This is a genomic window from Paraburkholderia sp. CNPSo 3281 (genome assembly GCF_024206515.1).
Taxonomy (GTDB): Bacteria; Pseudomonadota; Gammaproteobacteria; order Burkholderiales; family Burkholderiaceae; genus Paraburkholderia; species Paraburkholderia nodosa.
On the sequence record NZ_JAMBPS010000004.1, the window covers coordinates 162,559 to 188,685 of the forward strand.

Annotated in this window: 22 protein-coding genes and 1 pseudogene; 11 read left to right on the top strand and 12 right to left on the bottom strand. The window is 62.5% G+C overall.

All coding sequences use genetic code 11. The features are described 5' to 3' along the window. Window positions 1-187: 187 nt before the first annotated feature. On the top strand, window positions 188-1,324 hold the full coding sequence (locus M3I56_RS06625) for a porin (RefSeq protein ID WP_254353079.1): 1,137 nt from the start codon (window positions 188-190) through the stop codon (window positions 1,322-1,324). 80 nt (window positions 1,325-1,404) lie between these two features. Here M3I56_RS06625 and M3I56_RS06630 read toward each other — a convergent pair whose 3' ends face one another. Next, window positions 1,405-2,553 (bottom strand): branched-chain amino acid ABC transporter substrate-binding protein, encoded by a 1,149-nt coding sequence (locus tag M3I56_RS06630; protein ID WP_254353080.1) that lies wholly within the window; start codon window positions 2,551-2,553, stop codon window positions 1,405-1,407. Between the two features lie 793 nt (window positions 2,554-3,346). On the opposite strand from M3I56_RS06630, the gene M3I56_RS06635 reads away from it, so the two are divergent. After that, complete coding sequence (locus tag M3I56_RS06635) at window positions 3,347-3,793, top strand: class I SAM-dependent methyltransferase (protein ID WP_309249134.1); 447 nt, start codon at window positions 3,347-3,349, stop codon at window positions 3,791-3,793. 214 nt (window positions 3,794-4,007) lie between these two features. Here the strand turns inward: M3I56_RS06635 and M3I56_RS06640 are convergent, their stop codons facing one another. The 3 genes from M3I56_RS06640 to M3I56_RS06650 all read right to left on the bottom strand — a co-directional run bounded on the left by M3I56_RS06640 (window position 4,008) and on the right by M3I56_RS06650 (window position 7,039). Further along, window positions 4,008-4,310: a DUF4148 domain-containing protein gene (locus tag M3I56_RS06640; protein WP_254353082.1), complete on the bottom strand. Its 303-nt coding sequence runs from the start codon at window positions 4,308-4,310 to the stop codon at window positions 4,008-4,010. Between the two features lie 682 nt (window positions 4,311-4,992). Next, complete coding sequence (locus M3I56_RS06645) at window positions 4,993-6,312, bottom strand: ATP-binding protein (protein ID WP_254353083.1); 1,320 nt, start codon at window positions 6,310-6,312, stop codon at window positions 4,993-4,995. Window positions 6,313-6,355: 43 nt separating this feature from the next. Continuing rightward, window positions 6,356-7,039, bottom strand: coding sequence for a response regulator transcription factor (locus M3I56_RS06650; RefSeq protein WP_254353084.1), 684 nt, complete (start codon window positions 7,037-7,039; stop codon window positions 6,356-6,358). Between the two features lie 160 nt (window positions 7,040-7,199). Here M3I56_RS06650 and M3I56_RS06655 point away from each other — a divergent pair, with 160 nt between their 5' ends. The 4 genes from M3I56_RS06655 (at window position 7,200) to M3I56_RS06670 (ending at window position 13,820) form a co-directional block, all read left to right on the top strand. Then, entirely contained in the window at window positions 7,200-7,877 is a 678-nt protein-coding gene (locus tag M3I56_RS06655; RefSeq protein WP_254353085.1) for a response regulator transcription factor, read from the top strand. Window positions 7,878-8,023: 146 nt separating this feature from the next. Further along, on the top strand, window positions 8,024-9,502 hold the full coding sequence (locus M3I56_RS06660; RefSeq protein ID WP_254353086.1) for an efflux transporter outer membrane subunit: 1,479 nt from the start codon (window positions 8,024-8,026) through the stop codon (window positions 9,500-9,502). A gap of 59 nt (window positions 9,503-9,561) precedes the next feature. Next, entirely contained in the window at window positions 9,562-10,710 is a 1,149-nt protein-coding gene (locus tag M3I56_RS06665) for an efflux RND transporter periplasmic adaptor subunit (protein WP_254353087.1), read from the top strand. Beyond that, window positions 10,707-13,820, top strand: coding sequence for an efflux RND transporter permease subunit (locus M3I56_RS06670; protein WP_254353088.1), 3,114 nt, complete (start codon window positions 10,707-10,709; stop codon window positions 13,818-13,820). The genes M3I56_RS06665 and M3I56_RS06670 overlap by 4 nt, the downstream gene beginning before the upstream one ends. Window positions 13,821-14,547: 727 nt before the next feature. Here the strand turns inward: M3I56_RS06670 and M3I56_RS06675 are convergent. The 4 genes from M3I56_RS06675 to M3I56_RS06690 all read right to left on the bottom strand — a co-directional run bounded on the left by M3I56_RS06675 (window position 14,548) and on the right by M3I56_RS06690 (window position 17,776). Beyond that, entirely contained in the window at window positions 14,548-14,799 is a 252-nt protein-coding gene (locus M3I56_RS06675) for a pentapeptide MXKDX repeat protein (protein WP_254353089.1), read from the bottom strand. Window positions 14,800-15,469: 670 nt separating this feature from the next. Continuing rightward, window positions 15,470-15,811, bottom strand: coding sequence for a BON domain-containing protein (locus tag M3I56_RS06680; RefSeq protein ID WP_254353090.1), 342 nt, complete (start codon window positions 15,809-15,811; stop codon window positions 15,470-15,472). Window positions 15,812-15,954: 143 nt separating this feature from the next. Beyond that, entirely contained in the window at window positions 15,955-16,287 is a 333-nt protein-coding gene (locus tag M3I56_RS06685; RefSeq protein ID WP_254353091.1) for a hypothetical protein, read from the bottom strand. A 568-nt stretch (window positions 16,288-16,855) separates the two neighbouring features. Next, the gene (locus tag M3I56_RS06690; RefSeq protein WP_254353092.1) at window positions 16,856-17,776 is read right to left on the bottom strand and encodes a LysR family transcriptional regulator; all 921 of its coding nucleotides are present in this window, start codon (window positions 17,774-17,776) and stop codon (window positions 16,856-16,858) included. 137 nt (window positions 17,777-17,913) lie between these two features. Here M3I56_RS06690 and M3I56_RS06695 point away from each other — a divergent pair, with 137 nt between their 5' ends. The 3 genes and pseudogenes from M3I56_RS06695 to M3I56_RS06705 all read left to right on the top strand — a co-directional run bounded on the left by M3I56_RS06695 (window position 17,914) and on the right by M3I56_RS06705 (window position 20,065). Next, complete coding sequence (locus M3I56_RS06695) at window positions 17,914-18,678, top strand: SDR family oxidoreductase (protein WP_254353093.1); 765 nt, start codon at window positions 17,914-17,916, stop codon at window positions 18,676-18,678. A gap of 20 nt (window positions 18,679-18,698) precedes the next feature. Then, a pseudogene (locus tag M3I56_RS06700) lies at window positions 18,699-19,160 on the top strand (SDR family NAD(P)-dependent oxidoreductase); the annotation flags it as partial. Further along, window positions 19,157-20,065, top strand: a complete 909-nt coding sequence (locus tag M3I56_RS06705) for an acyl-CoA dehydrogenase family protein (RefSeq protein ID WP_254353094.1) — start codon at window positions 19,157-19,159, stop codon at window positions 20,063-20,065. The pseudogene M3I56_RS06700 and the gene M3I56_RS06705, both read left to right, overlap by 4 nt. 226 nt (window positions 20,066-20,291) lie before the next feature. On the opposite strand, the gene M3I56_RS06710 is transcribed toward M3I56_RS06705, so the two are convergent. Further along, window positions 20,292-20,582, bottom strand: a complete 291-nt coding sequence (locus M3I56_RS06710; protein ID WP_254353095.1) for a hypothetical protein — start codon at window positions 20,580-20,582, stop codon at window positions 20,292-20,294. Window positions 20,583-20,828: 246 nt separating this feature from the next. Here M3I56_RS06710 and M3I56_RS06715 point away from each other — a divergent pair, with 246 nt between their 5' ends. Next, window positions 20,829-22,274, top strand: a complete 1,446-nt coding sequence (locus M3I56_RS06715) for a DEAD/DEAH box helicase (protein WP_254353096.1) — start codon at window positions 20,829-20,831, stop codon at window positions 22,272-22,274. A 520-nt stretch (window positions 22,275-22,794) separates the two neighbouring features. Here M3I56_RS06715 and M3I56_RS06720 read toward each other — a convergent pair. Continuing rightward, window positions 22,795-24,006, bottom strand: a complete 1,212-nt coding sequence (locus M3I56_RS06720; protein ID WP_254353097.1) for a polysaccharide pyruvyl transferase family protein — start codon at window positions 24,004-24,006, stop codon at window positions 22,795-22,797. A gap of 170 nt (window positions 24,007-24,176) precedes the next feature. Between M3I56_RS06720 and M3I56_RS06725 the strand changes: the two genes are divergently transcribed. Then, a complete protein-coding gene (locus M3I56_RS06725; protein WP_254353098.1) occupies window positions 24,177-24,602 on the top strand; it encodes a Fur family transcriptional regulator in 426 nt (141 codons plus the stop codon). A gap of 24 nt (window positions 24,603-24,626) precedes the next feature. Here M3I56_RS06725 and M3I56_RS06730 read toward each other — a convergent pair whose 3' ends face one another. Beyond that, a complete protein-coding gene (locus M3I56_RS06730; protein WP_245623751.1) occupies window positions 24,627-25,013 on the bottom strand; it encodes a zinc-binding dehydrogenase in 387 nt (128 codons plus the stop codon). A gap of 58 nt (window positions 25,014-25,071) precedes the next feature. Then, window positions 25,072-25,863, bottom strand: coding sequence for an HpcH/HpaI aldolase/citrate lyase family protein (locus tag M3I56_RS06735; protein WP_051481735.1), 792 nt, complete (start codon window positions 25,861-25,863; stop codon window positions 25,072-25,074). Between the last annotated feature and the right edge of the window lie 264 nt (window positions 25,864-26,127).

The window sequence follows — 26,127 nt, forward strand, 5'->3', positions numbered from 1 at the left end:
ATTCCTGAGACCGGACGATGGCGTGGACCCGCGCCATCGCGTCCGGTCGGCCAGTTCGTTCAATCAAGAGTCCTAAAAAACGGCACGTAACAAGACTGCGTGTCGGCTTTTTTACGCGTCCAATCCAAAACAACGTCCGGCTGGCGGCGAGTCCGCGAGACCGGAACACCAGGAGAACACGGAGATCATGAAACTTCGGATCGCAGCAGGGCTGGCCTGCGCGGGCCTCAGCGCGTCGGCGTTCGCGCAGAGCAGCGTCACGCTTTACGGCATCGTCGATACCGGCATCGAATACGTTTCGCACGCGAACGCGGCGGGCGACAACGTGGTGCGCATGCCCGGCATCACCGGCGAAATGCCCTCGCGCTGGGGCGTGCGCGGCAGCGAGGGGCTGGGGGGAGGGTGGTCCACGATTTTCGCGCTGGAGAGTGGCTTCAACATGCGCGGCGGCACCTTGAACCAGGGCAGCCGGCTGTTCGGGCGCCAGGCGTGGGTGGGCATGAGCAGTCCCTATGGCAGCCTGACGTTCGGGCGTCAGTACACCATGACGTTCTGGGCGATCGCCGACGCCGATTTGCTCGGACCGGACATTTACGGCGGCACGGCCTCGTTCGATCAGTACCTGCCAAGCTCGCGCAGCGACAACACGGTCGTCTACAAGGGCAGCTACGGCGGCTTCACACTCGGCGCGACGTGGTCATTCGGGCGCGATTCGGCCGGCACCGGCAATTCGCCGGGCCAGGGCACCTGCGCGGGGCCTGTGCCGGGCAGCGCCCAGTCTTGCCGCGAATGGTCGGCGATGCTGCGCTACGACCGCAATGGCTACGGCGTTGCCGCGGCGTGGGACGAACAGCACGGGGGCCCGGGCGCGGCGGCGAACCTCTACGACGGCACGCCGACCTTCGCGCTGACGAACCCGGGCGACACCGACGTGCGCATCCAGCTCAACGGCTACGGCCATATCGGCGCGCTGCGCATCGGCGGCGGCTGGCTGGGCAGGCGCGTCGACACGGTTTCGGCTGAAACGCCCAACGTGCATACGGACCAGTTCTATCTCACGGCACAGTATCCGGTGACGGCGGCCTTTATCGTCGATGGCGGCGTGTACCACATCGTCAATAGCGACCACGACACGCGCGGCACGATCGCCGCATTGCGCAGCACGTATCAGCTCTCCAAGCGATCAGCCGTTTATCTGCAGGGCGCGTATTTGTGGAACAGCGCGAAGGCGGCCTACACGGTGAGCCAGGGCGGCGGCGGCACGACACCCGCACCGGGGGCGGGACAACTGGGGATCATGGCGGGTATCCGGCATAGCTTCTAGAGATGCGGCTGCCAGTGGCAGCACAACCCCGCGCGTTGCACGCGGACCTCGCCTGAACGAGGCGAGGTCCGCGTGGGCGATCAGAGACCGCTTACCGTCTTGACTGTCACCCACTGGCCGTTCTTCACCTGATAGACCGTGGACGAACCGTTCTTGAGCGAGCCATTCGCGTTGTACTCGATATGGCCGGTAATGCCGTCGAAGGCGATGCTTTGCATCTTCGCGCGATAGTCGTCGGGCTTGGTCGAATTGGCGGCCTGCATCGCCTTGATGGCGGCCCACGCCGCGTCGTAGCCGAACGGCGCGTAAGAGAGCACGTCCACGCCGTACTTCTGCTTGAAGCGGTCGGCGAACTTCGCGCCGACCGGCGTGCTGTCAAGCGGACGGCCGTACTCCCACGCCATGGCGCCTTCGGACACGTCGCCGGCGAGCTTGACGAAGTCCACATCCTTCACGCCGCCGCCGCCCACGTACTGCGCCTTGATGCCGAGTTGGGCCATCTGCTTCATGATGCCGGCCGCCTGCGGATTAAGGGCGCCCACGAAAATCAGATCGGGGTTCTTGCTCTTGATGTTCGTGAGCTGCGTCTTGAAGTCCGTCGCCTGGTTCGTCGTGTACTCGCGGTCGACGATCTCGCCGCCGTGCGCCTTGACGGCCTTCACGAATTCGTCGGCTTCGCCCTGGCCGAACGCCGTGCGGTCGTCGATGACGGCGATGCGCCTGGCCTTCGTCGTCGTGACCGCGTAGGCGCCCGCGGTGCCCGCGTTTTGCGCGTCGCTCGAGATCACCATGAAGATGTTCTTGAAGCCGCGGCCGCTGATGACCGGGTTCGTGGCGGCCGGATCGATGTCGGGCAGGCCTGACTTTTCGTACAGCTCGGAAGCGGGAATGGTCGTGCCCGAGTTGAAGTGGCCGACGACGACCGAAACGCCTTCGTCCACCAGCTTTTGCGCGACCTGCACGCCCACGCGCGGGTCGGCCTGATCGTCTTCGGCGACGAGTTCGAACGAGACGGGCTGACCGTTGATTTTGACGCCTTGCGCCTTGGCGTCGTCGAGGGCCATCTTGACGCCGTTTTCCAGGTCTTTGCCGTAATTGGCGTTCGGTCCGGTGAGTGGCGCGGCAAAACCGATTTTAACGACGGTATCCGCGCGCGAGGCGAGCGGTGCAACAGCGAGAAGTGCTCCAACGGCAACTGCGATAGGGGTAAGAGTCTTCGCAAAACGCATGTTGTTTCCTTTGTCGGCAAGCATGGGTTTACTGCTGTGGCGTGCATACCGGCCGGGCTTGCCCGCTTCGCGCGGTTGGGGCGGCGGCCGGTTCACGACTCTCTTGTTCGCGTCGACTGCGGGTTGGGCTCCTCCAGAATAGGCGTGGTATCGATCGAACCGCCCCGCACGAAAAAGCGCCGGGGCGAGACGCTGAGAGCGACTATAGGAAGCCAATATCGCTTCGTCTTGGCCATTCACGACGGCTTCCATGCGCATTTCTGCATAGCCGGCCAAATCGGGGCAATCAGGACAAGTACGCCCTGCCGGTGCGAAACAAGACGTAATAGAAATGTAATCGACATGCGTGCCGGCTCCGGTAACGTCCCGCCATCACGTGCAATGCAGCACAGCCATGACTTCACGCCTGTCACGACGAGAATTCATCCAACTGACGATCGCGGTCGGCACGACCGTTGCGGCCATCGAAACGAGTCCTGCCGCCTTAGCGAACGCCGCGCCTTGCCGGCTCACGCCCGAGCAGGAAGTCGGCCCCTATTGGATCGACGGAGATCTCGTGCGCAGAGACGTCCGGGAGGGCAGGCCGGGCGCACCAATCACATTTACTTCAAGGTCCGCACGGCAAGCGCGTCGCACCCTCAGCGCACGCACGTGTCGCATGTCGGTCAGGTTTTCTTTGCGGAATCGTTGATGGTGACGCTGATGCAACTCGATCCATATCGGGGCCACGCGATCCAGCGCACCACACAGAGCGAAGATCCGGTATTCGCCAATCAGTCCGGCTCGACGCGAGATTCGGGAAAACGACCGGGTGCTTGAAACTGGGTTTGGGCCCGGCGCGGGTATTCAACTGCTCGCAGCAGCGGCACCCTCCGGGCATGTGGACGGCATCGACCCGTCACAGGAAACGCTGGAGCACGCCACAGCCCGGAATGCCGCGGCAATCGCTCGTGGCCGGGTCCGCCTGCGAATCGGCACAGTGGAGCGGTTGCCATTCGAAGACAACACCTTCGACAAGGTGCTGGCCATCAACTCCATGCAGGTTTGGCCGGACTCCGAAACCGGCCTGGCCGAGATACGGCGTGCCATGAAAGTCGGGGGCGCAGGCGCACTCGGTTTCACTGCTTATTCGGGCCAACAGCCGGGCGGATTGATCGAACGACTAACAGCCGCTGGCTTCGTCGAAGCGAAGCTTGTCGAAACAGAGAAGGCTTTTTGCATGCTCGCTGTCAAACCATGAGCGAACAGGCCAGTATCGGCTATTTGGTAGGATTGCAGAATAAGCGTATAACGGTCCCGCTGACGTTCCCGTCCCGGCCGCCGTCAGCGCCTTCCCCGGCGAGAGCCATCAGGCCCCGCGCAGTTGGGCGAAGCGGGCAAGGCACGACGCTCCATGCCGTCTCAGGGAGAGACGGCATGCTCTCCATCGCCCGACCTGGTCAGACGAAAAAAGCTTACGACCCGCCGAAGAACACCGGCTTCATCCCAGTCGGGCTGGCCGGATGGCCCATCTGCGACGAGCCATTCATTGCAGGGCCGTAGCCGCTACCCTGGCCGGCGGCGCTAGCTTCGGTGGCCGGCATGTTGGAGGGAAAGTCGACGGTATTCGCGTTGGCCGGATTGAAGCCGGCTTGCTGTAGCTGAGCGATCTCGGCCTGCACTTGCGCGCGCGTCAGCCCTCCATCCGACTGCGCCAACGATGCCATTGGCACAGCAATGACGGCGACCGCGCAAACTGTGTGGACTAGCGTCTTCATAATGGCCCACCTCCGGGTTAGTGACACCGGCTGACTCGTGCTGCAAACGGCCCGTTCATCCGAACCCTGGTTCGACCCCTTGCCAGACTTTGCAGCGCTCAAGCGTTATCGTTGTCGTCTATTCCGATCGTATGCGCGAGTGATCGTTTTGGCCTCCATCATTTGATGGATGCTCTCGACAAGCCGCGTCGAATCGATATCCAGGGCGTTACTGCTGAGGTCTGCGGAACTGTGCCGCAAGACTGGCGAGAAAGGCCAGTGTTCCCACCGTTTCCAATAAGGCGCAGAGCATGCGAACCTACGCAACGGGCTTGACTCATCTCGCGAAACGTGCATCGCGTCTGGGACGCCAGCTCGACTACCGCATTCAGTTGCGCAATATCGAACATGTGGCCATGCACGTCGAAGCCGGGATCGGCATTTCGAGCGCCACTGGCGGAGGCCTGGGCCACGCGGCGGCTTTATCTCTGTGCGCGCGACTTCTCGGCCCTGACTGCGCACGCGGGTCTGCTCGCGCAGCAGTTGCGGGAGTGTGCGCTGTAGAGGTCATTCATCGTTGAATGAGCGGCTGCTGGAGACTGCGAGGATTGGTTGGGGCGGTTTCCCTTTGCTCATTCGATTGGACCTGGGTCCTGCGAGAACCCTAATGAGTGGGCTCGGTGCGCCGGCAGCTGTCGATCGATCATCGGTTATGCGCCAGGTGACTTTGAGTGGGTTTGAAGAGACTGATCTCACAACCGGCGTCCGCATTGTGAAACTCCAGCATCATGCCGTGCATGGCGGCAACGGCGGCGGCAAGACTGAGCCCCAGGCCGCTGCCGGGCGTATGACGGCTGGCCTCGCCACGATAGAAGCGGCGCAGGACGGCATCGCGCTCGGCCGGGGCGATGCCTGGGCCATTGTCCTCGACCGTCAAGCCAGCGCCTCTTGCGTGCTGCCATAGCGTGATACGCACGGCTCCGCCATGCGGCGCGAACTTGATGGCATTTTCCACCAGATTCGCCAGTGCCTCGAACAGCAGATTCGGATCGCCCTGGATCTCCAGCGGCCCGGACACGGTCCGTCGTAGCTCGAAGCTAATCTGCCTGTCTTCGGCAGCCGGCTCGTAGAACTCAAACACATCGTCGGCGACGGCGGCCAGATCGACGCTGGCGAAGCCGGCGCGGCGCACGCCGCTTTCGATTTCCGAAATACGCAGCAGTGCGTTGAAAGTGCGTAGCAGGCCGCTGGTTTCCATGATGGTTTCATCAATTACCGCACGAAACTCCGCCTCGGTTTTGGCGCGCCGTTGCGCACGTTCGAGTCCGCCGAGCATCCGTGTAAGCGGCGTGCGCAGATCATGCGCAATCGCATCGCACACACCTTTGACTTCGTTCATCAGGCGTTCGATTTCGTCGAGCATCCCGTTCACGACGCCGACCAGCCGATCCACGTCGTCGCGTTTCGAATGCACGGGCAAACGCCTGCTGAGATTGCCCGCGACGATTTCCTCAATCGACGCGGTCACCGCATCGAGCCGCCGCATCGCCGAAATGCCAATCAGGCTCGCCCCGATCAGGCCGATCACGAGCGTGATCATCGCGGTGGAGAGCAGTGCATGCAGCAGTTCGTCGTCGAAGTGGTCGAGTTCGAGGGTGTTCTGGCATTGCAACGCGATGCGGCTATCGGGCAGGCGAGCGGCGATGCATCTGCCAGGCGGGTGGCCCGGCAGATTGGCCAGGCGCATCGAAAACGGCTTGTCGAACACGGGGATCGCCGGCTGATCGCCCGCATAGCCGCCGGCAAGATGTTTGCCGCTGGCGTCGAACAGGCCGAACGGGCGCTGGCGGCGCGGGTCGAACTGGTTCTGATGTTCGAATCGCGCGACAAGTACGTCCGGCAATTCGCGTTTCAACTGGGCGTGCTCGCGAATCAGCCAGTCATCGATGCGTTCCTGTTCGAAGCCAGTGATCTCGCGGTACAGGTAACCGAACAGCAGCAACGCGATCACGCCGAACAGCACCAGAAACAGCGTGGCGAGGCGAAAGCCGGTGGTGCGGTGCAATTCAGGCAGGCGCATGCAGCATGTACCCCGAACCGCGCACGGTATCGATCATCGGAGCCGTCCCGTCCGGGTCGAGCTTCTTCCTGAGACGGCTGATATGTACGTCGATCACGTTGGTCCGCTCGTCGAGCCGGTAGTCCCATACCGCCTCGAACAGCATGGTGCGGCTCACCACCTGGCCTTCGTGCTGCATCAGGTATTCGAGCAGCCGGTACTCGCGCGGCAGCAGCGGTACCGGGCGGCCGGCGCAGGTCACTTCCCGTTTGAGTGGGTCCAGACGCAACGGGCCGACCTGGTACTCCTGCACGCCGGGCGCCGCCTCGCGCCGGCGCATCAACGCATCGAGCCGCGCGGTCAGTTCGATGAACTCGAACGGCTTGGTCAGATAGTCGTCGCCACCGGCCCGCAAACCGCGCACACGTTCGTCGACCGCGGACAGCGCGCTCAGGATCAGCACCGGCGTGAGCACGCCGGCGATGCGCAATGCAGACAGCATGCCGAGCCCTTCGAGGCCGCCCGGCAACATACGATCGAGCACGATAGCGTCATAAGTGTTGGCGACCGCGAGCATCAAACCGTCGCGCCCTGTGCTCGCGGTTTCGACCTTGCAGCCGTGATCCGTGAGCGCTTCGACGATCTCCGCGAGGGTCTGCTCGTCGTCCTCGACGACCAATACGTTCGACATGCCTTTTCCAGAAATGAGCGAGCGTCGAACGTGCGCCTGCCGGCCGTTTTACACTACGCTCGTACCTACGATGTCCGCAGTATGCCGCGCGAAGCTGTACAGGCATTTCGCGCCAACATGAAATAATTTTAATGTAAGCCCCCCATTGCCCCGATTGCGCATGCGAATCCTGCTGATCGAAGACGATACGCGCGCCAGCCAGTTCCTGGCGCGTGGCCTGAGCGAGAGCGGTCTGATTGTCGACACGGTAGCCGACGGTGCGACCGGGCTCGCCTATGCGCGAGAGGGCATCTACGACGTAATTGTGACTGATCGGCGCTTGCCGGCGCTCGACGGCGTGGCTCTCGTCCAGCAGTTGCGCGCCGGTGGGGATACAACGCCGGTGCTGATGCTGTCGGCGGTCGGTGACCTGTACGCACGCGTGGAGGCGCTTCGCGCAGGCTGCGACGACTATCTCGTCAAGCCGTATGCTTTTGTCGAAGTGCTGGCAAGAATCGAGGCGCTTGCGCGCCGGGCGGATCGCAGCAGGATGAGCGAGCGGCTCGAATGCGCGGATCTGGTGCTCGACACGCGGGCGCGGACAGCAAGCCGCGGCGGCCGAGATCTGCGTCTGCAGCACCGCGAATTCCTGTTGCTCGAATGTCTGGCGCGCCGCGAGGGGCAGGTTGTGACGCGCAGCATGCTGCTCGAGGCGGCGTGGAATTACGATTTCGAGCCGCGCGGCAACATCATCGACATGCACCTGCATCGGCTGCGGGCGAAGGTGGATCGCGACTTCCCGGTGGCGCTGATTCATACGGTGGTCGGCGCGGGATACGTGCTGAACCCGGCACCCTGACTCGCGCTGCAAGCCTCGCACGCCTGGCTTGGGAGCACCAACGCGGCTTGTTGTGCCCCATTAAATTAATTTAATCATCGGGCGAGAGCGCCGACAGGCCCCGCTGGCTAATCTGGCGACATTTCCAGTTGCCGGAGCGTTCTCCAATGTCAGGACTGTCCCGTTTGGCGCCGCTTTCGCGCGCAGTCAGTCCTCCTGCGCGCGTATCGTGCCTCTGGTGCCTGCGCGCCGCCTTGTGTGTGCTGGGCGTCGCGTTGCTGGCCGGGTGTTCCCTTGTGCCTGCCTGGCAACGGCCGGGCGTGCCACTGGCGCAATCTTTCGACGGTGCGGCCGGTGGGTCGCTCGCCGATACGGTGCCCGTCAGAAGCGGCTGGTGGCGCGAGTATCACGACCCCTCGCTCGACGGGCTGGTCGAGCGTAGCCTGCGCAACAACTTCACGCTGGCGTCGGCGATTGCGAGCGTCGAACAGGCACGCGGCAACGCAGAGAAAGCCGGCGCGCCGCAGTATCCATCGCTATCACTCGACGGCACTTTCGATCGCAGCCATCAGGGACGCGGTTCGACCACGAAGAGCCAGAGTCTCTTCGCCGAAGCCAGCTACGAGGTGGACTTCTGGGGCTTCAACGCCGCCAACGCCAGCGCGGCGGATCTGCTCGCGCGCGCGTCGGCGTTCGATCGCGATACGGTGGCGCTGACGCTAACCGCATCGGTCACCGACACGTATTTTCAGGTGCAGAGCCTGCGCCGCCGGCTCGCGATTGCGCGTTCCATTTCTGACGATGCCGGGCACATTCTGCAATTGCTGCTCGCGCAGCAACAGGCGGGCGTCGCGACCGAATTGCAGGTGCAGCAGCAGCGCAACGCGCTTGCCACGTTTCAGGCTGCCGTGCCGGCGCTGCAACAGCAGCTCGACACCAGCATTCATGCGCTTGCGGTGCTGGCGGGCACCGCGCCTGAACAGTTCACGGTCAGCGACACCGCGCTCGCCGACATCCCAATTCCCCAACCGCGTCCGAATCTGCCCGCGAGCCTGCTGGAAACGCGCCCCGACATCCGTTCGAAGGAAGCGCAGTTGCAGTCGGCGAATCAGAGTGTTGGCGCGGCGCGCGCGGCCTTTCTGCCGAACATCGTGCTGACCGCGGACGGCGGCCTGAGCAGCCGGTCGCTGTCGCACTTTCTGTCGAGCCCGTTCGCCAGTCTTGCGGCGTCGCTGGCAGCGCCGATCTTCGACGGCGGCGCACTGCGTGGCCAGTTGCACGCGAGCCAGGCGGCCGAAGCGAAGGGCGTCGCGGACTACCGGCAAGCCGTCATCACCGCGCTGCAGGACGTGGAAGATTCGCTCACGGCGGCGCAACAACAGCAGCTGGCGGAAGCCGCCGACCAGAACGCCGCCGACGCCGCCCGTAAAGCCGCCGTGCTCGCGCAGGCCCAGTACAAGCTCGGCACGGTTGACTTTCTGACCGTGCTCGACGCGCAACGCACGCTGTATCAGTCCGAAGACACACTGGTGCAGGCGCGGCTCGCGCGCCTGCAGGCATCGGTGAGCCTGTTTCGCGCTTTCGGCGGCGGCTTCGGCGTGACCGATAGCACCACCGCTTCCTCTTCTATGCCTTCCCGCTCATGAAACCTGCAGACTCTCCGCACCACGAGGCGCCCCGTACGCGCCGCCGTGCGCCTCTCGTCATGGCGTGCGTCGTCCTTGTCGCGATTCTGGTCGTGTGGTTTTGGCCGAAGCATCCAGCTGTCAAGGCGGCGGCCGCCGTGCCGGTCAATGCCGGCCATCCGGTGAGCCGCGATTTTCCGATCCGCGTCGCCGCAGTGGGTACGGTTCAGGCGCTCAATACCGTGGACGTCAAGGTGCGCGTGGACGGCCAGTTGCAGCGCGTCGCCTTCACCGAAGGACAGGACGTCAAAGCCGGCCAGCTGCTCGCGCAGCTCGATCAGGGACCGCTCACCGCCCAGTTGCAACAGGCGGAAGCGGCGCAGCGCAAAGACCAGGCATCGCTCGATAACGCGCGGCTCGATCTCGCGCGTTACGCGAAACTGGTCGGCATCGGCGCGGCGACGACGCAGGCCGTGGATACCGCGAAGGCGCAGGTCGAGGCGCTCGCCGCGACCGTTGCAGCGGACGCCGCGCTGGTGCAGAGCGACCGGCTGCAACTGAGCTTCACCACGCTCGCCGCGCCGTTCACCGGACGCGTCGGCGCGCGCGAGGCAGATATCGGCGCAATCGTGCATCCGACCGACACGACCGGTATCGTCACCGTCACGCAGATGGAGCCGATCACGGTGCTGTTCTCCGTGCCGCAGGACGTGCTGCCCGAACTGCTCGCCAATCAGGCGAAAGCGCAGCTCGCGGTGAATGTCACCACGCGTGCCGGCGATACCGCGCTCGCCGACGGCACGCTCGTGTTCATCGACAGCACGGTCGATGCCACGACCGGCCAGATCAAACTCAAGGCTTCATTCACCAACACGGGCCGCACGCTGTGGCCCGGCGAACTGGTGAATGCGCGTGTCCTGATGCGTACCGACGCAAAGCGGCTTGCGGTGCCGAGCCGCGCGCTGGTGAATACGCAGAACGGCACGCAGCTGTACGTGATCACCGCGAACGGTACGGCGCAGATGCGTCCGGTGCAAACCGGCGTCACCGTCGACGGTATGACGGAGATTCGCAGTGGCATCGCGCTCACGGATCTCGTGGTGTTCGATGGACAAAGCCGGTTGAATCCGGGTGTGCATGTGGCGGCGACCACGGTAGCGGCGGTTGCCGAGGCGCCGGCCAATGCCAACCCGGCAGACAGCCACGCTAATCAGGACAATCCGTCATGAGCCTCATGGAATTGTTCATCAAGCGGCGCATCGCGACCAGTTTTCTGGCGATCGCGGTGCTGCTGGCCGGCGGGGTGGCGTATTTCCTGCTGCCGGTCGCGCCGCTGCCACAAGTCGATTTTCCAACCATCCAGGTTGTGGCGAAGTTGCCCGGCGCAAGTGCGGAGACCATGGCGACTTCGGTGGCGACGCCACTGGAGCGGCAACTCTCGCTGATTGCGGGCGTGACGCAGATGACGTCGTCCAGCGCGCTCGGCAACACCAGCATCGTCGTGCAGTTCAACCTGTCGCGCGACATCAACGGCGCGGCGCAAGACGTGCAGACGGCGATCAATGCGGCCGGCGGCACGCTGCCGAAGAATCTGCCGAACCCGCCGACGTATCAAAAGGTCAACCCCGCCGACTTCACGTTGTTGTCTCTGGCGCTGACTTCGCCTTCACTCACGCTCACGCAACTCGACAGCTACGCCGAAGACTATCTCGCGCAAGAGATCTCGCAGATGCCCGGTGTCGGTCTGGTCGATTTCCACGGCCAGCAGCGCCCCGCAGTGCGCATCCAGCTCGATCCTGACAAGCTCGCCGCACGCGGTCTGACGCTGGAGGATGTGCGCTCGATCGTCGGTGTGGAGACGGTGAATGCACCGAAGGGTAGCCTGAACGGTCCCGACCGCTCGGTGATCTTCAACGCGACCGACCAGATCACCACCGCGTCGCAGTATCGCGATCTGGTGGTCGCGTACAAGAATGGCGCGCCGATTCGCCTCTCCGATCTCGGCATAGTGCTGAACGCCGCCGAAGACAATCAGCAGGCTGCGTGGCTCCAGCACGAACGCGCGATCATTCTCGACATTCACAAGCAGCCGGGCTACAACGTCGTGCAGACGATCGCCAACATAAAGGCGAAGTTGCCCGCGCTCGAGGCGTCGCTACCCGCAGCCGCGCACCTGTACGTAGTGGGCGATCGCACGCAGACCATCAATGCATCCGTGCATGACGTGCAGTTCACGCTGATGCTGACAATCGCGCTCGTCGTCATGGTGATCTTCTCGTTCCTGCGCAACTTATGGGCGACCATCATTCCGAGCCTGACGATTCCGCTTTCGCTGGTCGCCACGTTCGGCGCGATGTACCTGCTGGGCTATAGCCTCGACAATCTGTCGTTGATGGGGCTGACCATCGCGGTGGGCTTCGTGGTGGACGATGCGATCGTGGTGATCGAGAACGTGATGCGGCATGTCGAAGAAGGCGTGCCCAGAATGAAGGCCGCGCTGCTCGGCGCGATGGAAGTGCGCTTCACCATCATTTCGATGACGATCTCGCTGATCGCGGTGTTCATTCCGATCCTGTTGATGGGCGGCATCGTCGGCCGGCTGTTCCGCGAATTCGCAGTGACGGTGAGCGCGGCGATCGTGATGTCGGCACTGGTCTCGTTGACCGTCACTCCGATGCTGTGTGGCTGGCTAATCCGTTTGCCCAAGCCGGATGGCGGCGGCTGGATGCACAGCCTCGAAGCAGGGCTTGAAGCGGTCTTCACTGCCGTGGAGCAGCGCTACGAGCGCGGCCTCGATTGGGTACTGAACCGCCCGAAGCTGATGCTGGCTGTCACAGTGGCGACGATTGTCGCCACCGGCGCGTTGTTCGTCGCGATCCCGAAGGGATTTTTTCCGCAGGAAGACTCCGGGCTGATCATGGGCGTCGCACAAGCCGCGCCAGATATCTCGCCGCGCTCAATGTCCCAGAAGATGCAGCAGCTTGGCCATCTGATCGAAGCCGATCCTGCCGTCGACAACGTCTACTTCTGGATGGGCGCCAATCCGACCGTGAGCCAGGGGCGCGTCATGATCAACCTGAAACCCTTTGGCCAGCGCAAGGACAGTGCCGCGCAGGTTCTCAATCGTCTGAAGCCGCAACTGGCGAAGGTCATGGGCATTTCATTGTCGATGCAGGTTCGCCAGGATATTCAGGTGGGTGGCCGCATCAGCGCTGCGCAGTATCAGTACACGTTGCAGGACCCCGACATCAGCGAACTGAATCACTGGGCGGCCGTGCTGACCGATCGCCTGTCGAAGCTGCCGCAACTCGCTGACGTCACATCCGACCAGCAAGCCGCCGCTACCAGCGCAACACTCGTAATTGACCGCAGCACGGCTTCGCGTTTTGGCATCACGGCGCAAGCCATCGACGACACGCTCTACGATGCATTCGGCCAGCGGCAGATTGCGACGCTGTTCACGCAATTGAATCAGTACCACGTCGTCGAAGAGGTCGATCCACGCTTTCAACTGACGACGGATGCACTCGCGCATCTCTACGTGCGTTCGCCGCTCACGAATGAACTGGTGCCGCTCAATACGCTCGCCACGATCGAAAACAATGTGTCGCCAATCTCGGTGAATCATCAGGGCCTGTTCCCCGCCGTGACGATCTCGTTCAATCTGGCGGCGGGTCAGTCGCTGGGCGACGCGGTGACGGCGATTCACCAGGCCGAACTCGCAGCAGGCAAGCCCGATAGTTTGACGGGATCGTTTCAGGGCACGGCGCAGGCGTTCCAGGCGTCGCTCGCGAGCGAGCCGTATCTGATCGCCGCGGCGCTCGTGGTGGTCTATCTGATTCTCGGCATCCTGTACGAGAGCGCCATCCATCCGCTCACCATCATTTCGACGCTGCCTTCGGCGGGCATGGGCGCCTTGCTTGCGTTGATGCTATGCGGTGAGGATCTGTCGATCATGGGGATGATCGGCATCATTCTGCTGATTGGCATCGTCAAGAAGAACGCGATCATGATGATCGACTTCGCGCTGGTGGCCGAGCGCGAGCAAGGCCTGTCGCCGCGCGAGGCGATCCGCCGGGCCTGTGTGCTGCGCTTTCGTCCAATCATGATGACGACGCTCGCCGCGCTATTCGGCGCGCTGCCGCTCGCACTCGGGCACGGTGCGGGTGCCGAACTGCGCGTGCCGCTCGGCATCGCGATTGTCGGCGGACTGATCGTTTCGCAAATGCTGACGTTGTTTACGACGCCGGTCGTGCACCTGTGGTTTGACCGTCTGTCTCATTGGCTCGCTGATCGGCGTGTGAGGGATAGCGCGGTCAAGGAGCATACCGTCGGTTGATGGCCTTCAGCCTGCCTGGGGCTTTTCCTCCTGATCACCACGGGCGCCGGTGATCAGCTGCGGGTCGGCTACGGCCAACCGCGTCGGGCCGTAGTCGGCCAGGAACGGGCGTTGGACTGGTTGCCTGAGATTGGCGACAATCGGGCAGATATCGAAAGCCCGGGAGCAAGAACTTGATGAGCATGATTATTCGTTTTCTGGCCGGACCGTTGGTAGTTTTCGTTTGCCGCTCAGTCGGCGCAACCGCGTCCGCGGAAGGCGCACCAGTTGTCTACAGCGAAAGCTACGTGTGGTATCTGGCCGACCGGCTAGCAAACACAGCGATGAACCATTCCCGAAATGCGTGAATCCACACTACGCCCTCCCGCTCCCGCAAGAGGACCACGGTGGAAGAGCTGAACGTTCGACAAGCATCCGCTCGTCCGCAGCTTCGATTGTTTTGCATCGACGGGTCGAATCCGCAGGCGCCCTATGCCTTTTACACGAATAGGCGCGGCAGGGGCTATCGTCGTGCTCGCTCGTGGGACGCAGTTCGAGCCAGTTGCCGACGCTGGCCACCGTTCTCACGCTGACATTCGTACGTCGGCTCTCCAGGCAACGGACGTTCCGAAACCGTCAAGGCTTTGAAGGGCCTGACTACGGCGCGGGTGCCTGGTGAGGGTGATCCGTGGAGCGCCTCCGGGAAGCGTCTTCTGGTCTGGCATCAGCGGATCACTTCGGATCGACACTACTCCTTCACCTCGGCATTCTTTGTTTCATCTCCGGCCATGCCGTCATGGTTCATCGCATCTTCTTTCATCCCGTCTTTGGCCGCGCTGTCGGCGCTCATCGCGTCTGATGCTGTTGCGCTCTTTGCGGTTATCTCCTGACTCGGCGCGTCGTTGGCGGTCGCGTCGGTTGGCACACTATCATCAGCGAAAGCGCCCGCGGTCGCGAACGAGAAGCAGCTGGCGAGAATGGTGGCAGTGAGCTTGTTCATGATGTGTTCCCTTAGCGAACCGACAGTGAGTCGGAATATCGATAGGACATAGCCCGATGGTGGGGGCCTGGTCTTACCGCGAATCAGTGACGGGCATGGCACTTCCCGGTACCCCATCGGCGACGGTCATGTCATTCTTGCGCGGATGGATATGACAGGAAGTCGGCAGGCACTCCAAAGGGCATGGGTAAAGACCCGATATGCGTTAACCGAATGCATCTCTGCAAGCGGCTGGCCTGGCGAATGAACCGCGTCATTCTCAGCCTGCGATATCCTGGAGACGCTACTGCCGTGACTCATGGCGCCATTGCATCCACCTGATTCTCACGCAACCGCCATCAGTCGACGCGGTACCCCGAGCCACCAAGGCGAACCTGCCATCGCGCGTGGCTCTCCAGCTGTCGTCGAAAATCGATTCACGCAGCCCCCCGACCAGAGTGCACCAGGGCGCTCCTCAGCGAGCGCGACACGCTATTCCTGCCTTCCGGGAGCTACTATCCGCTGCGCGTGCATCGCGCGTTCGTCACGCAGACGGATGCTGCGGGACTGGTGTCGTCGATGGTGATCCCGGTGGTCGGCTGAATGAAAGGAACTGTCGAGGATATATCAGGGGGAACGGCGAAGCCGCACCCTCGCGCAAACGAAAGGGCGGCCTCGCCAAAGGCGAGCCTTACTGACCCACTTCTTTGATCGTCAATGCGTTCTTGACCGAGGTCACGCCGGCAACGCCCTGAGCGACTTGAGTGGCCTTGTCGACCTGCGAGGAATCCGGAACGGTGCCTTCCAGCGTCACCGCGCCACCGCGAGCGCGAATCACAATATTTTCCGGCTTGATGTCCTTCGCGTGATCCAGCGCGGCACGCACTTTCTTTTCCAATGCGTGGTTGGCCTGCTTCGACGATTGCGAAGTGGCAGGCGCCGTGCCCGTATCGTTCCCCTGCGCCCATGCGCTGACCGAAACGGCGACGATCAGAGCGCCACCGGCCAGCTTGATTGCCTGAATAGCCTTCATTCACTTTCTCCTTTTTCAGCGTTGCGACGAATCCGAACGGTGACCTCACAATTACACAACCGGAACGTTGGGCGAACTGTGACTACCTGTACGCAGTGCGACAATGCTAAAGACGTTGTGGTGTGGGACCGATTTCGCGAAGCCTAAGTTGCAACACAACTGCCCCGGCCGCCTGCGGGCAGGCAATGCGCTTCCAATTCTGGTTGGTCACCGCCCAAACTGCTGCACTTCTGGATCAAAGAGTTACTGTTGGAGAAATCGCCGTCACTGTTACCAAGCCCGGTAAAGTCGAAGCGAAGTACGGCAATCGACTGCTCAGTCAGCGCCCGTGCGATCTTCGACGCGGACTTCAAGTCCTTACCGCAAGTAAAGCAATGTGCGAACAGCGCATATGCGACAGGTTTGTCAGGAAGCTCAAGAAGTCCGGCCAGCGATTCACCCTGACTGTTCTCGAAAGAAATCTTCTGCTTTATCATCGCCGTCCTCTCCTGGTCGCCGCATGCCGGATGGCCGAGACGACGCGTGTGGCTGGGGAATAAGCTGCGGCGCATCGCATCGGCGGCCACCGCACGCATTGTACGAGGAAGCTCAACTCTTCGCCGCGCCGGCGGCCGGCACGGCCGCGTTATCGTCGCCCGCCTGCCCCAACGAAGGCAGTGCGGCTTACGATCGCCATGTTTGGGGCGCCTACCCAGCCCGATTGCCCAAATCCCGTGCAATGCAAAACAGAGGGCCTGACTTGACGCGCGGTGTTAGATCACACGGAAACGGCGACGACAATAAAGCGGTTCACCTGACTGTCCTTCATGTTTTAAGGGATGACCGCTGCTAACCTGGAAGCCGCCGATTTCGACACTGTGTCTTGGCGGGCCGCTTCACACCCTGAGTCAGTCCGTCAAGCTTTTAGAGGGGAGGCGCAAGGTTTCCAAGAAGCGGGGAGCCTCGCTTCCTCAATGCGTTTAGATAATTGGGTGTATGGCAACGGCGTGTCTGGAATTTTGGTCCGATTTCGCTGAAAAACCACCACCGGAGCCGCATTGGCATCTACCTGCTCTGACTGGCGCGATCCCATGGAGGCACACCGCTGAACGCTTCGACCAGGAAGTCGATCATTACGCGCACTCTGGCGCTCAGATGTCGACGGCTCGGGTACATAGCGAGTATGTCGATCTCAGGCAGGCGATACTCCGGTAACACGTGAACGAGTTTGCCGGCACGTAGATCGTCGCCGATCAGGAACGTCGGTTGCCAGATCACGCCTTGCCCTGCGAGCGCGGCTGCGCGTGCCGTGTCGCCGTTATTGGTATGCATGTGGCAGTCGACCCTCACAGCGTGGGTCTTGTCGTTACGGTCGATGAGTTGCCACTCGTCGCCGGTCGCCGCATAGGTGTACCCGACGCAGCGATGCTGCATCAGGTCCGCCGGCAAGGTCGGATGTCCGAAGTGGGCCAGATACGCCGGCGACGCGCACAGGATGTTTTGCGATGTCGCCAGCTTGCGGGCTGCGTGGCTAGTGGGGCCGGCGCGAGAGATACGAATCGCGAGATCGTAGCCTTCATCGACGATATCAACGACGCGGTCGATCAGCGCGACGTCGAGCTCGATGCCGGGATATTTGCGCATGAACCCGGGCCACAGCGGTGCCAGATACCGAATCCCAAAGCTCACGGGCGCATTGATGCGCAGTCTTCCACGCGGTTCGACCGACCCGGATGCCACAAGCCCTTCTGTCTCCGCGACATCGTCGAGAATGGCCTTGCAGCGGGCGTAAAGCGTCTCGCCGCCCTCGGTCAGAGATAGCGTACGTGACGTGCGATTGAGCAGGCGCGTGCCCAGATGCGCTTCCAGTTCATTCACATAACGGGTGACGTTGGCGGGCGACGTGCCGAGCGCATCGGCTGCGCGCGCGAAGCCGCCGCGGCTCACCACCGTTACGAAAACTTCAAAGGCGCGCAGGCGGTCCATACCCTCTCCGAACATTCACAAAAGCTGAATGATAGGACCATGTTTTATGCCTTTCTGCAAGCAGAACTGAAGCCTATATTTCGCTCACAGACCGGGGCACAGGGCACTGGCCAACGCAGGACTTCAGGAGATTGAAAATGCAACGCTTGACAGGAAAAGTCGCCATCGTGACCGGCGCCAGTTCAGGGATTGGCCGTGCAACGGCCAAGCTGTTTGCGAAGGAAGGCGCCAAGGTGGTTCTCGCTGCACGGCGCGCGGCGGAACTTGGAACGCTCGCCGCGGAGATCGTCAGCGAAGGTGGCGAAGCCGTGTATCTAGCCGGCGACGTTCAGTCGGAGGACTTCGCGAAGGCGCTGGTCGCGCTCGCAGTCGACCGCTTCGGCCGGTTGGACATTGCCTACAACAACGCCGGCACGCTGGGCGAAATGGGCCCGAGCACCGGCATTTCGGAGGCTGGCTGGAACGCTGCGCTGGCGACCAATCTGACCAGCGCCTTCCTCGGTGCGAAGCACCAGATTCCCGAAATGCTGAAGCGCGGCGGCGGATCGATCATCTTCACGTCGACGTTCGTCGGTTATTCGTTCGCGTTTCCGGGCACTGCGGCCTACGCGGCGAGCAAGGCCGGGCTGATCGGCTTGACCCAGGCGCTCGCCGCAGAGTATGGCGCGCAGGGCGTGCGCGTCAACGCGGTGTTGCCGGGCGCGGTGGACACGGACATGTATCGCGGCATGAACGACACCGACGAGTCGCAGGCGTTCGTGACCGGACTGCATGCGCTCAAGCGCGTCGCGAAGCCGGAGGAACTCGCACGTTCGGTCCTCTACCTCGCGTCGGACGATTCGTCGTTCGTAACCGGCACCGCATCGCTCGTCGATGGCGGCGCCTCGATTACGCGTACCTGAACCTCCAGGCGGCATCCTGTGTCCTGAGCGGCGTGCGCCTCGCTCGCCTGTTTTTGCCCGCGATGAGGCAGGCTGACTGGGGGCGCATTATTTTCATTTCGAGCGAAAGCGGTGTGCAGATTCCCACCGAAATGATCCATTGCGGGATGACGAAAACCGCGCAGCTTGCGGTCTCGCGCGGGCTGGCCGAAGCCGTTGCCGGCACGGGCATTACCGTCAACAGCATCCTGCCTGGGCCGACAAAGTCGCGCGGCGTTGGCGAATTCGTGGAAACACTTGCGAAGGCCGATGGCAAATCGTTTGAAGCGTTCGAAAAAGAGTTCTTCGAGAAGGTCCGTCCCACATCGCTCATCAAGCGATTTGGTTCGCCGCAAGAAGTTGCGTCGCTCGTGGCCTATATCGCCAGTCCGCTTTCGTCGGCCACGACGGGCGCTGCGCTGCGAGCCGATGGAGATGTCATCAGGAGCGCGTTCCAGGCGTGACGCTTACCATCGCGTGGAATAACTCGTGGATCAAGGGCGTTCTGAAAAAGTCGCTCCGCGATACTCACATGAGGACCCACGCCATGACCCATGAAGTCGACCGTATGCTTGATGAAATCCGCAAACTGGCGCCGAGCATTCGATCGCGCGCAGCCGAAATCGAGGCGGCACGCCGGATGCCTTCAGACCTGGTGGAGACGCTTAAAGCGATTGGCATTTATCGCATGTTCGTACCCAGGAGTCACGGCGGAACGGAGCTGGATCTTCCGAAGGGGCTCAGGGTGATCGTCGAACTCGCAAAGATCGATGGGTCGTTGGGCTGGACCGCGATGATTGCCAGTGGAAGCGCGCTGATTGCCTCCCTGCTGAACGTTCGGACCTATGATCAGGTGTACGAATCGGGTCCGGACGTCATACTCGCCGGGTCATCCCAACCTGCGGGCACCGCACAGCCGGCGCCGGGCGGCTGGCGCGTGAGCGGGCGCTGGCCGTTCGCTAGCGGTTGTCAGCAGGCTGAATGGATGGTGGGGTTCTGCGTGACGACGAAAGACGGAAAGCCGCTTCCCGGTTACGCCGGCGAAGACGGGCCGCCACAGTTGCGCGGCTTCATTCTCCCAGCGTCCGAATGGCAGATCGAGGATACGTGGCACGTGGCAGGGCTCAAGGGCCCCGGTAGTCATCACATCGCGATCGCCGACAAGTTCGTGCCGGAAAGCAACTTCTTCGATATCGAGGGCGGCGTGCCTTGTCTTCCAGGGCCGCTCTATCAGAGCGTGCTGGAACTCATTCCCGTGATGCACAGCGCCTTCTCCGTAGGTGTGGCCAAAGGAGCGCTGGAGGAACTCGTCGCATTCGCGAATACCGGCCGCACGCAGCTTCGCGCGGTGACTGCCATGCGGGCGTGACCTTCACGCCGGGGCCCAGCACGTCGTAGCCCAGCAACGAAATTATGCGGCAGTTGGCAAGCTGCTTCTGGAAAACCGGGTCTCGAAGACCGCCGGCTAGTCGAGCCGCGCGGTCCGAACGCCAGCAGCGTAGGCGAGTAATCTCCCTGAATGCCCCGTGAGAGCCCCCGAGGCGATCTGGCCCGATTCGTGAATATCCCGATCGCAGACACACAATGATGCGTGGTCAGGCAAGCACTACCCCTGCAAGGAACGTTGCAAAGTAGTCGTCGTCCAGCCATCCCGAAACGTGCTTTGACGCCTCGATGCGCCGGATTTCGCTCTGTCCTTTATCCGTCAGGACGGCAATCTGTAATGTGGGGAGAAACTTCGTGCTGGGGGGAGGTGCCTGGTCTACGGTCTGGATCAAACCGTGCGAGCGAAGCAACGTGAAGATTGGCGGTCGCTTGTGCCACGGTATTTGTCGATGCAAAGCAAGTCGAAGAGCTTCTAGTACAGCGCCATTGTTGAATTCCATGAGGATCCTTCTGGTGTTCGACTGAAACGTCCTGCTGGCTCTGGGTACCTACAGTAGCACATGAAGTGGTTCTGTACGATGACACACAAAAACGAAACCTTTCATGTCCAGCGATGATGCCGGCGCGGCGCACGGCACCGCTACGTTATTCAGCGGCGTTCAAATCGATCTTCTTGACCACCGGTTCTGCGCGGCGAAATCAGCGCGGTAACCGCTAGAATTACGGTTTTAGCCCGGAATACGCCAATGTCTTTTGCCTCGCTTGGCCTGATCGATCCCTTGCTGCGTAATGTGCAAGACCTCAATTACCACACACCTACGCCGGTGCAGGCCAAGGCGATTCCCGCCGTGCTCAGTGGCAAGGACGTCATGGCCGGGGCACAGACCGGCACTGGCAAAACGGCGGGTTTTGCGCTGCCGCTGTTGCAACGGCTGGTGCTACACGGCCCGGCGGTGTCCAGCAACCGCGCGCGTGTGCTGGTGCTGGTGCCCACGCGTGAACTGGCTGAGCAAGTGCTGCAAAGCTTTATCGCTTACGGCAAAGGCCTCGACTTGCGATTGCTGGCTGCCTACGGCGGCGTGAGTATCAACCCGCAGATGATGAAGTTGCGCAAAGGCGTGGATGTGCTCGTTGCCACGCCGGGCCGTTTGCTGGATCTCAATCGCCAGAACGCAGTGCAGTTTGACCAAGTCCAAACGCTGGTGCTGGATGAAGCCGACCGCATGCTGGATCTGGGCTTTGCGCGCGAACTCAACGCCGTCTTTGCTGCCTTGCCCGCTCAGCGTCAGACCCTGCTGTTCTCCGCCACGTTTACCGATGATATCCGCGCCATGGCGGCGGGCATTCTGCGCAGCCCGGTCAATATCAGCGTCAGCCGGCCCAATGCGACGGCCAGCAAGATCAAGCAGTGGGTGGTGCCGGTGGATAAGAGGAACAAGCCTGACCTCTTCATGCACCTTGTGGCCGAGAACAACTGGGAGCACGCGCTGGTGTTCGTCAAAACCCGCAGTGGCGTGGATTATCTGGCGGCCATGCTGGATGAAGCGGGCTATGCGGTCGACACCATCCACGGCGACAAACCGCAACCCGCGCGACTGCGTGCGCTGGAGCGCTTCAAGATGCGCGAAGTCAATATGCTGGTAGCCACCGATGTGGCTGCGCGTGGGCTGGATATCGACGATCTGCCGCTGGTGATCAACGTTGATCTGCCGATCGTGGCGCAAGACTATGTGCACCGTATTGGCCGTACCGGCCGCGCGGGTGCCAGCGGCGTGGCGGTGTCGCTCGTGTGTGCCGATGAAGCGCCGCAACTGGCCGCGATTGAAGCGCTGATCCGGCAAACGCTGCCCCGCGAAGAAGAGCCGGGTTTTGAAGCCGAACACCGCGTGCCGCAAACCAGCGCGACGGGCCAGATCATCAAGAAACCCAAAAAGCCCAAGAAGCCCAAAGTGCTTCAAGCTGCGCCGGGCGCCATGCAGGGGCCCAGCAAAAAACCGCTCCCGCAAAGTGGCGAAAACAGGCGCAAACCTGCGGCACCGCGCGCTGTGGCCGCGGATAGGGGCACAAGTTTCACGAGCGGTAGCCCATTCAGCGTGCAAAAGCCGCGCAGCAAACCCGCCACCAAGCCAGTTGCGGGTTCGCGTACGCCAACTGGCAAACCTGCTGGTGCCCGCGGCAAACGCCAACCCTGATCCCTGGGATGAGCAACGCCAGCCCTGGAACAGGCTGGCCAACGGCGCGCTTTGGCGGCGGCGGCAGCACGACCACGCTCAACGCGGCCAGTCGCGAAGTGGCGCGTGGGACTCGCATGGCCTTCCATGCGGGAAGATCCGGTTACGGCGCGCTTTGTTGCGTACCTGGGCGGGGCAAGCTAATGGCCATACGTGGTTTCGCTGCTCAATCTGATCTCCGTTGATTGCATGTTTCTTTGCGTGATCGATGTGGATTCCGGCGATAGACGCATCGAATAACCTTCGACAAGGTTAATTGCGCGCAAGGCGGTGGGTCCATGTATAAAACGTAGATTGAATGGTATTTTTTTACTTTCAACCGGACCGGGTAAACCAGTATCGATCTGGCGAATCGCGCACGGGCGGCGCAGTTCACGGGACGGCGTATGCATGAAAAAAATTGCGAATGGTTGTGCGAAAAATGACTCGCTTATCTGACCGAGGGCAGTGTCGTCGCCATCTCATAGATCATTCGCACGGCCTATAGTCGATTCGCAGCAACCACCGTTTCGAATTCCATCCGATACCGCCGTGCGAGTGCGGATGCGGTTTCGCGCAGTGATTCGCGATCGGTCGCCAGTGCGTTGGCGACCGCATCGGCAAGATTGTCCAGATTCACAACGCCGGTGAGGCCTGCCGCTTCCCATGTCCGCACATATGCCGCATGCTTGCTTCCCGCGAAAGAATGATCAGGACGACTGATATTGACGCGAGGAAGCGCGTACGCCATCGCGACGATGCGACCGTGCAGGCTGCTGCCGCAATAGATGCGGCTTCCAGCGATAAGCGCACAGATGTCCCAGACGTTCAGCGAAGCAAACACGCGAACATGAGCCGCGCGCAGTCGCGCCGCGAGCCGCTGGTACACCGCCAGGTCGTCATGCCAGGGAGCGGCGCCCGCGCGAAACAGCACAATACCCAGGCCGTGCCCGCACGCCGTGAGTTCGAGCTGGGCGGCTAGCGTATCGAGCGTTGCATCGTCGCCGAAGTCAGCGCTGAATTGCACGGCTGCATAACCGTGCGGGAACGCCTGCCGCACGTCGCGCAGCGCGAGGGTGGCGGCGTGCCGGCGTATTGCCGTGCCGAACAGGGCTGCCGTCAGCGTGGCGGGGTCCGGTATCAGGCGGGCTTCGATGCCCCGTTGCGCGAGCAGCGTCTGGGTTTGACGGTCGCGCACGCTCACCGCATCCGCGGATCGCAGTGCGGCGAGCACGTCAGCGCCCAACTGCGCATTGCGTGCATCGAGATCGACGCCCCCCACCGCGTTGAACGAGAGATGCTTCACGCGCACGCCCGGCAACGCGGATTTCGAAAGCACATACGGCGCGAGCGACGCCACGCCAACATGCCGGTGCGCCCACGCGCGCCCGTCGCGCAGCCATGTATCCTCGTCGGCAATGAGCGCCGGCACGCGCCGCGGCGGTGCGAGCATCACGGCGGCCTCCCACGCATTGCAGGTCAGCAACTCGCCGCCTGCGTGGATCACGTTCACCGAGCGGCCGCGTGCGAACGCGGCGATGCGCGCGAGTGCGACGGTGGCGGGCCCGCCATCGCCATGCGGATCGCGCGCGGCGAGCCCGGCGAACAGCAGTTCGCGGCGTTGCAGCATGCGCGCCGCCACCCGCGCGATCAGCAGGTCGCCAAAGTTGTGCCGGTCGAACGCGCCGAAGATCACCGTGGGCTTGGAAGCCATGCGGGCCTCAGGTCGTGCTTCTGTTCAGGATCCGCCAGTCCAATACTTTCTCGATCCATACGGCGACGCAGCATAAAGTGGGGCCGCCTGACACTCAACATACTGACATAAGGAAACCTTAAGCATTCTCGGGGAAACTGTCGGCCTTGCCGACGTGTTTTTCCCTGCGTATGAGAACGGTCTACTCCGAACTGAAGAGCGCGCGCCTGCGCCCTACATCCAGCCGCGTGGCCGTGCTGAAGGTATTTCATGATGCGCCGCACGAGCATCTGACTGCCGACCAGGTCTTTCGCCGCATTGCGAAAGATGTGGAGCAATGCAGCCTGGCGAGCGTGTATCGCGCGCTTGCGCAACTGATGGAATCGTCCCTGCTCGACAGCACATGGGTTGGCGAAACGCGCGTGGTGTACGAGCTTGGGCGTGGCGCGCCGCACGCGCATCTCGTGTGCGAGATCTGCAAGACCGTGGTGGACATCGACGAGCCGATGCTGCAGGAACAGCACGCCGCCATCGCGGCGGCGAAGCGCTTTCGCTATACGCATTCGAGTCTCGTCGTTTTCGGGCTTTGCGCCCAGTGTGCCGCGGCTTCGTCGTGAACTGGCGCATTGTCGGCGCGAGGTTCAAAGCGTGACGACCACCTTTCCGAACTGCTCGTTCGACTCCAGATAACGGTGCGCCTCGACGATCTGCTCAAAAGAGAACGTCCTGGCTATGACGGGCCGTAGTGCGCCCACTTTCAGGCCGTCCAGAATGAAGGCTTTCGCCCGCTCCAGCCAATCAGGATTGCCAATTACCTCATGAACGAGGTAGCCGCGCAACGTCAGCGTTTTGCCCAGAACTGCGGGCAAGGGAAACGGCGTGGGCTCGCGGCTCAGGCCGCCATATTCGATCAGTATGCCGCCGCGCGACATCGAAGCCGTGAGCGGCTCGAACAGTGAACCGCCGATTGCGTCGAGCACGATGCGCGCCCCTTCGTTTCCCGTGATGTCAGCGAGCCGTGCGGCCACGTCTTCTTCGCTAGTGGAGCGTTGCCGGCGATGATGGAGTGAGAAAGCGCGAGTCGCCCTAGCTTTTATCCGCGGGCGCCGTCGCCGCCTCGACGATGCCGCGCGCCGCCTGCTCGATCATCATCACGTCGAACGCGAGCAGCAACATGCGATAGCCGGCGGCGCGCTTCCTCTGCGCCGTTTGCGCATCAAGCGCCACGCCGCCCAGCGGCGTGCCCGCGCGCAGCACCTTCTCCTCGGCCCTGCGCACGAGCGCCTGCAACTCCGGGTGATCGAACTGGCCCGGCACGCCAAGACTCATCGAAAGATCGAACGAGGCGATCGCCGCCACGTCGATGCCTGGCACCGCGAGAATCTCATCGAGCTGCTCGATGGATTGTGCGTCCTCGATCGTGATGATGTTGAGCAGTTCCGAATCCGCGACACGAATGTAATCGGGCCCGCTCACGCCCCAGCGCGCGGCGGCGAGCGAAGGCGCGAAGCCGCGCGAGCCGTTGGGCGGATAGCGCAGCGACTCGCTCGCCTTGCGCGCGAGTTCGGGCGTGGAAATCATCGGGAAGTTGATGCCCATGGCGCCCGTTTCCAGCGCGGTCTTGACGAGCCAGGGCTCGGTCCACGCAATCCGCACGATGGGCGTGACCGGCGTGCCGCGCGTGGCGGCCACCATGGCGTGGAGGCTTTGCATGTCGATCGGGCCGTGCTCCATGTCGAAGATCAGCACGTCCACGCCGCTCGCGGCGAGTACCTGCACGAGCCCCACGCTCGGCAGCTCGACCATGAAAGCCGTCAGGTTCTCGCCGGCCGCGAGTTTGGCCTTGGCGCGATTGTGGCGGGCAGGCAGGGCGGACATGTCGTTCTCCAGGAGCCATATAAAGGCGACGCGCGCGTTCGCTTATATTGCACGGACTCGCGCGAGCGCGTCAGCCTTTTGCGGGTGGTGCGATGTCCGAGCCGAACTCCGACCGTCTTCCTTACTAAGCGAGGATGCGCGCGCTGCCCGATTTTCTCTAGTGACGGTTCGCCGAGGCCTTCCGAAGGCTTGGCAGCGTCTTTGCGCCCACCTGCCGCGTGATTGCTCGCGTAAGCAGCTTGAGCGCAGCGCCGCCCCATACCG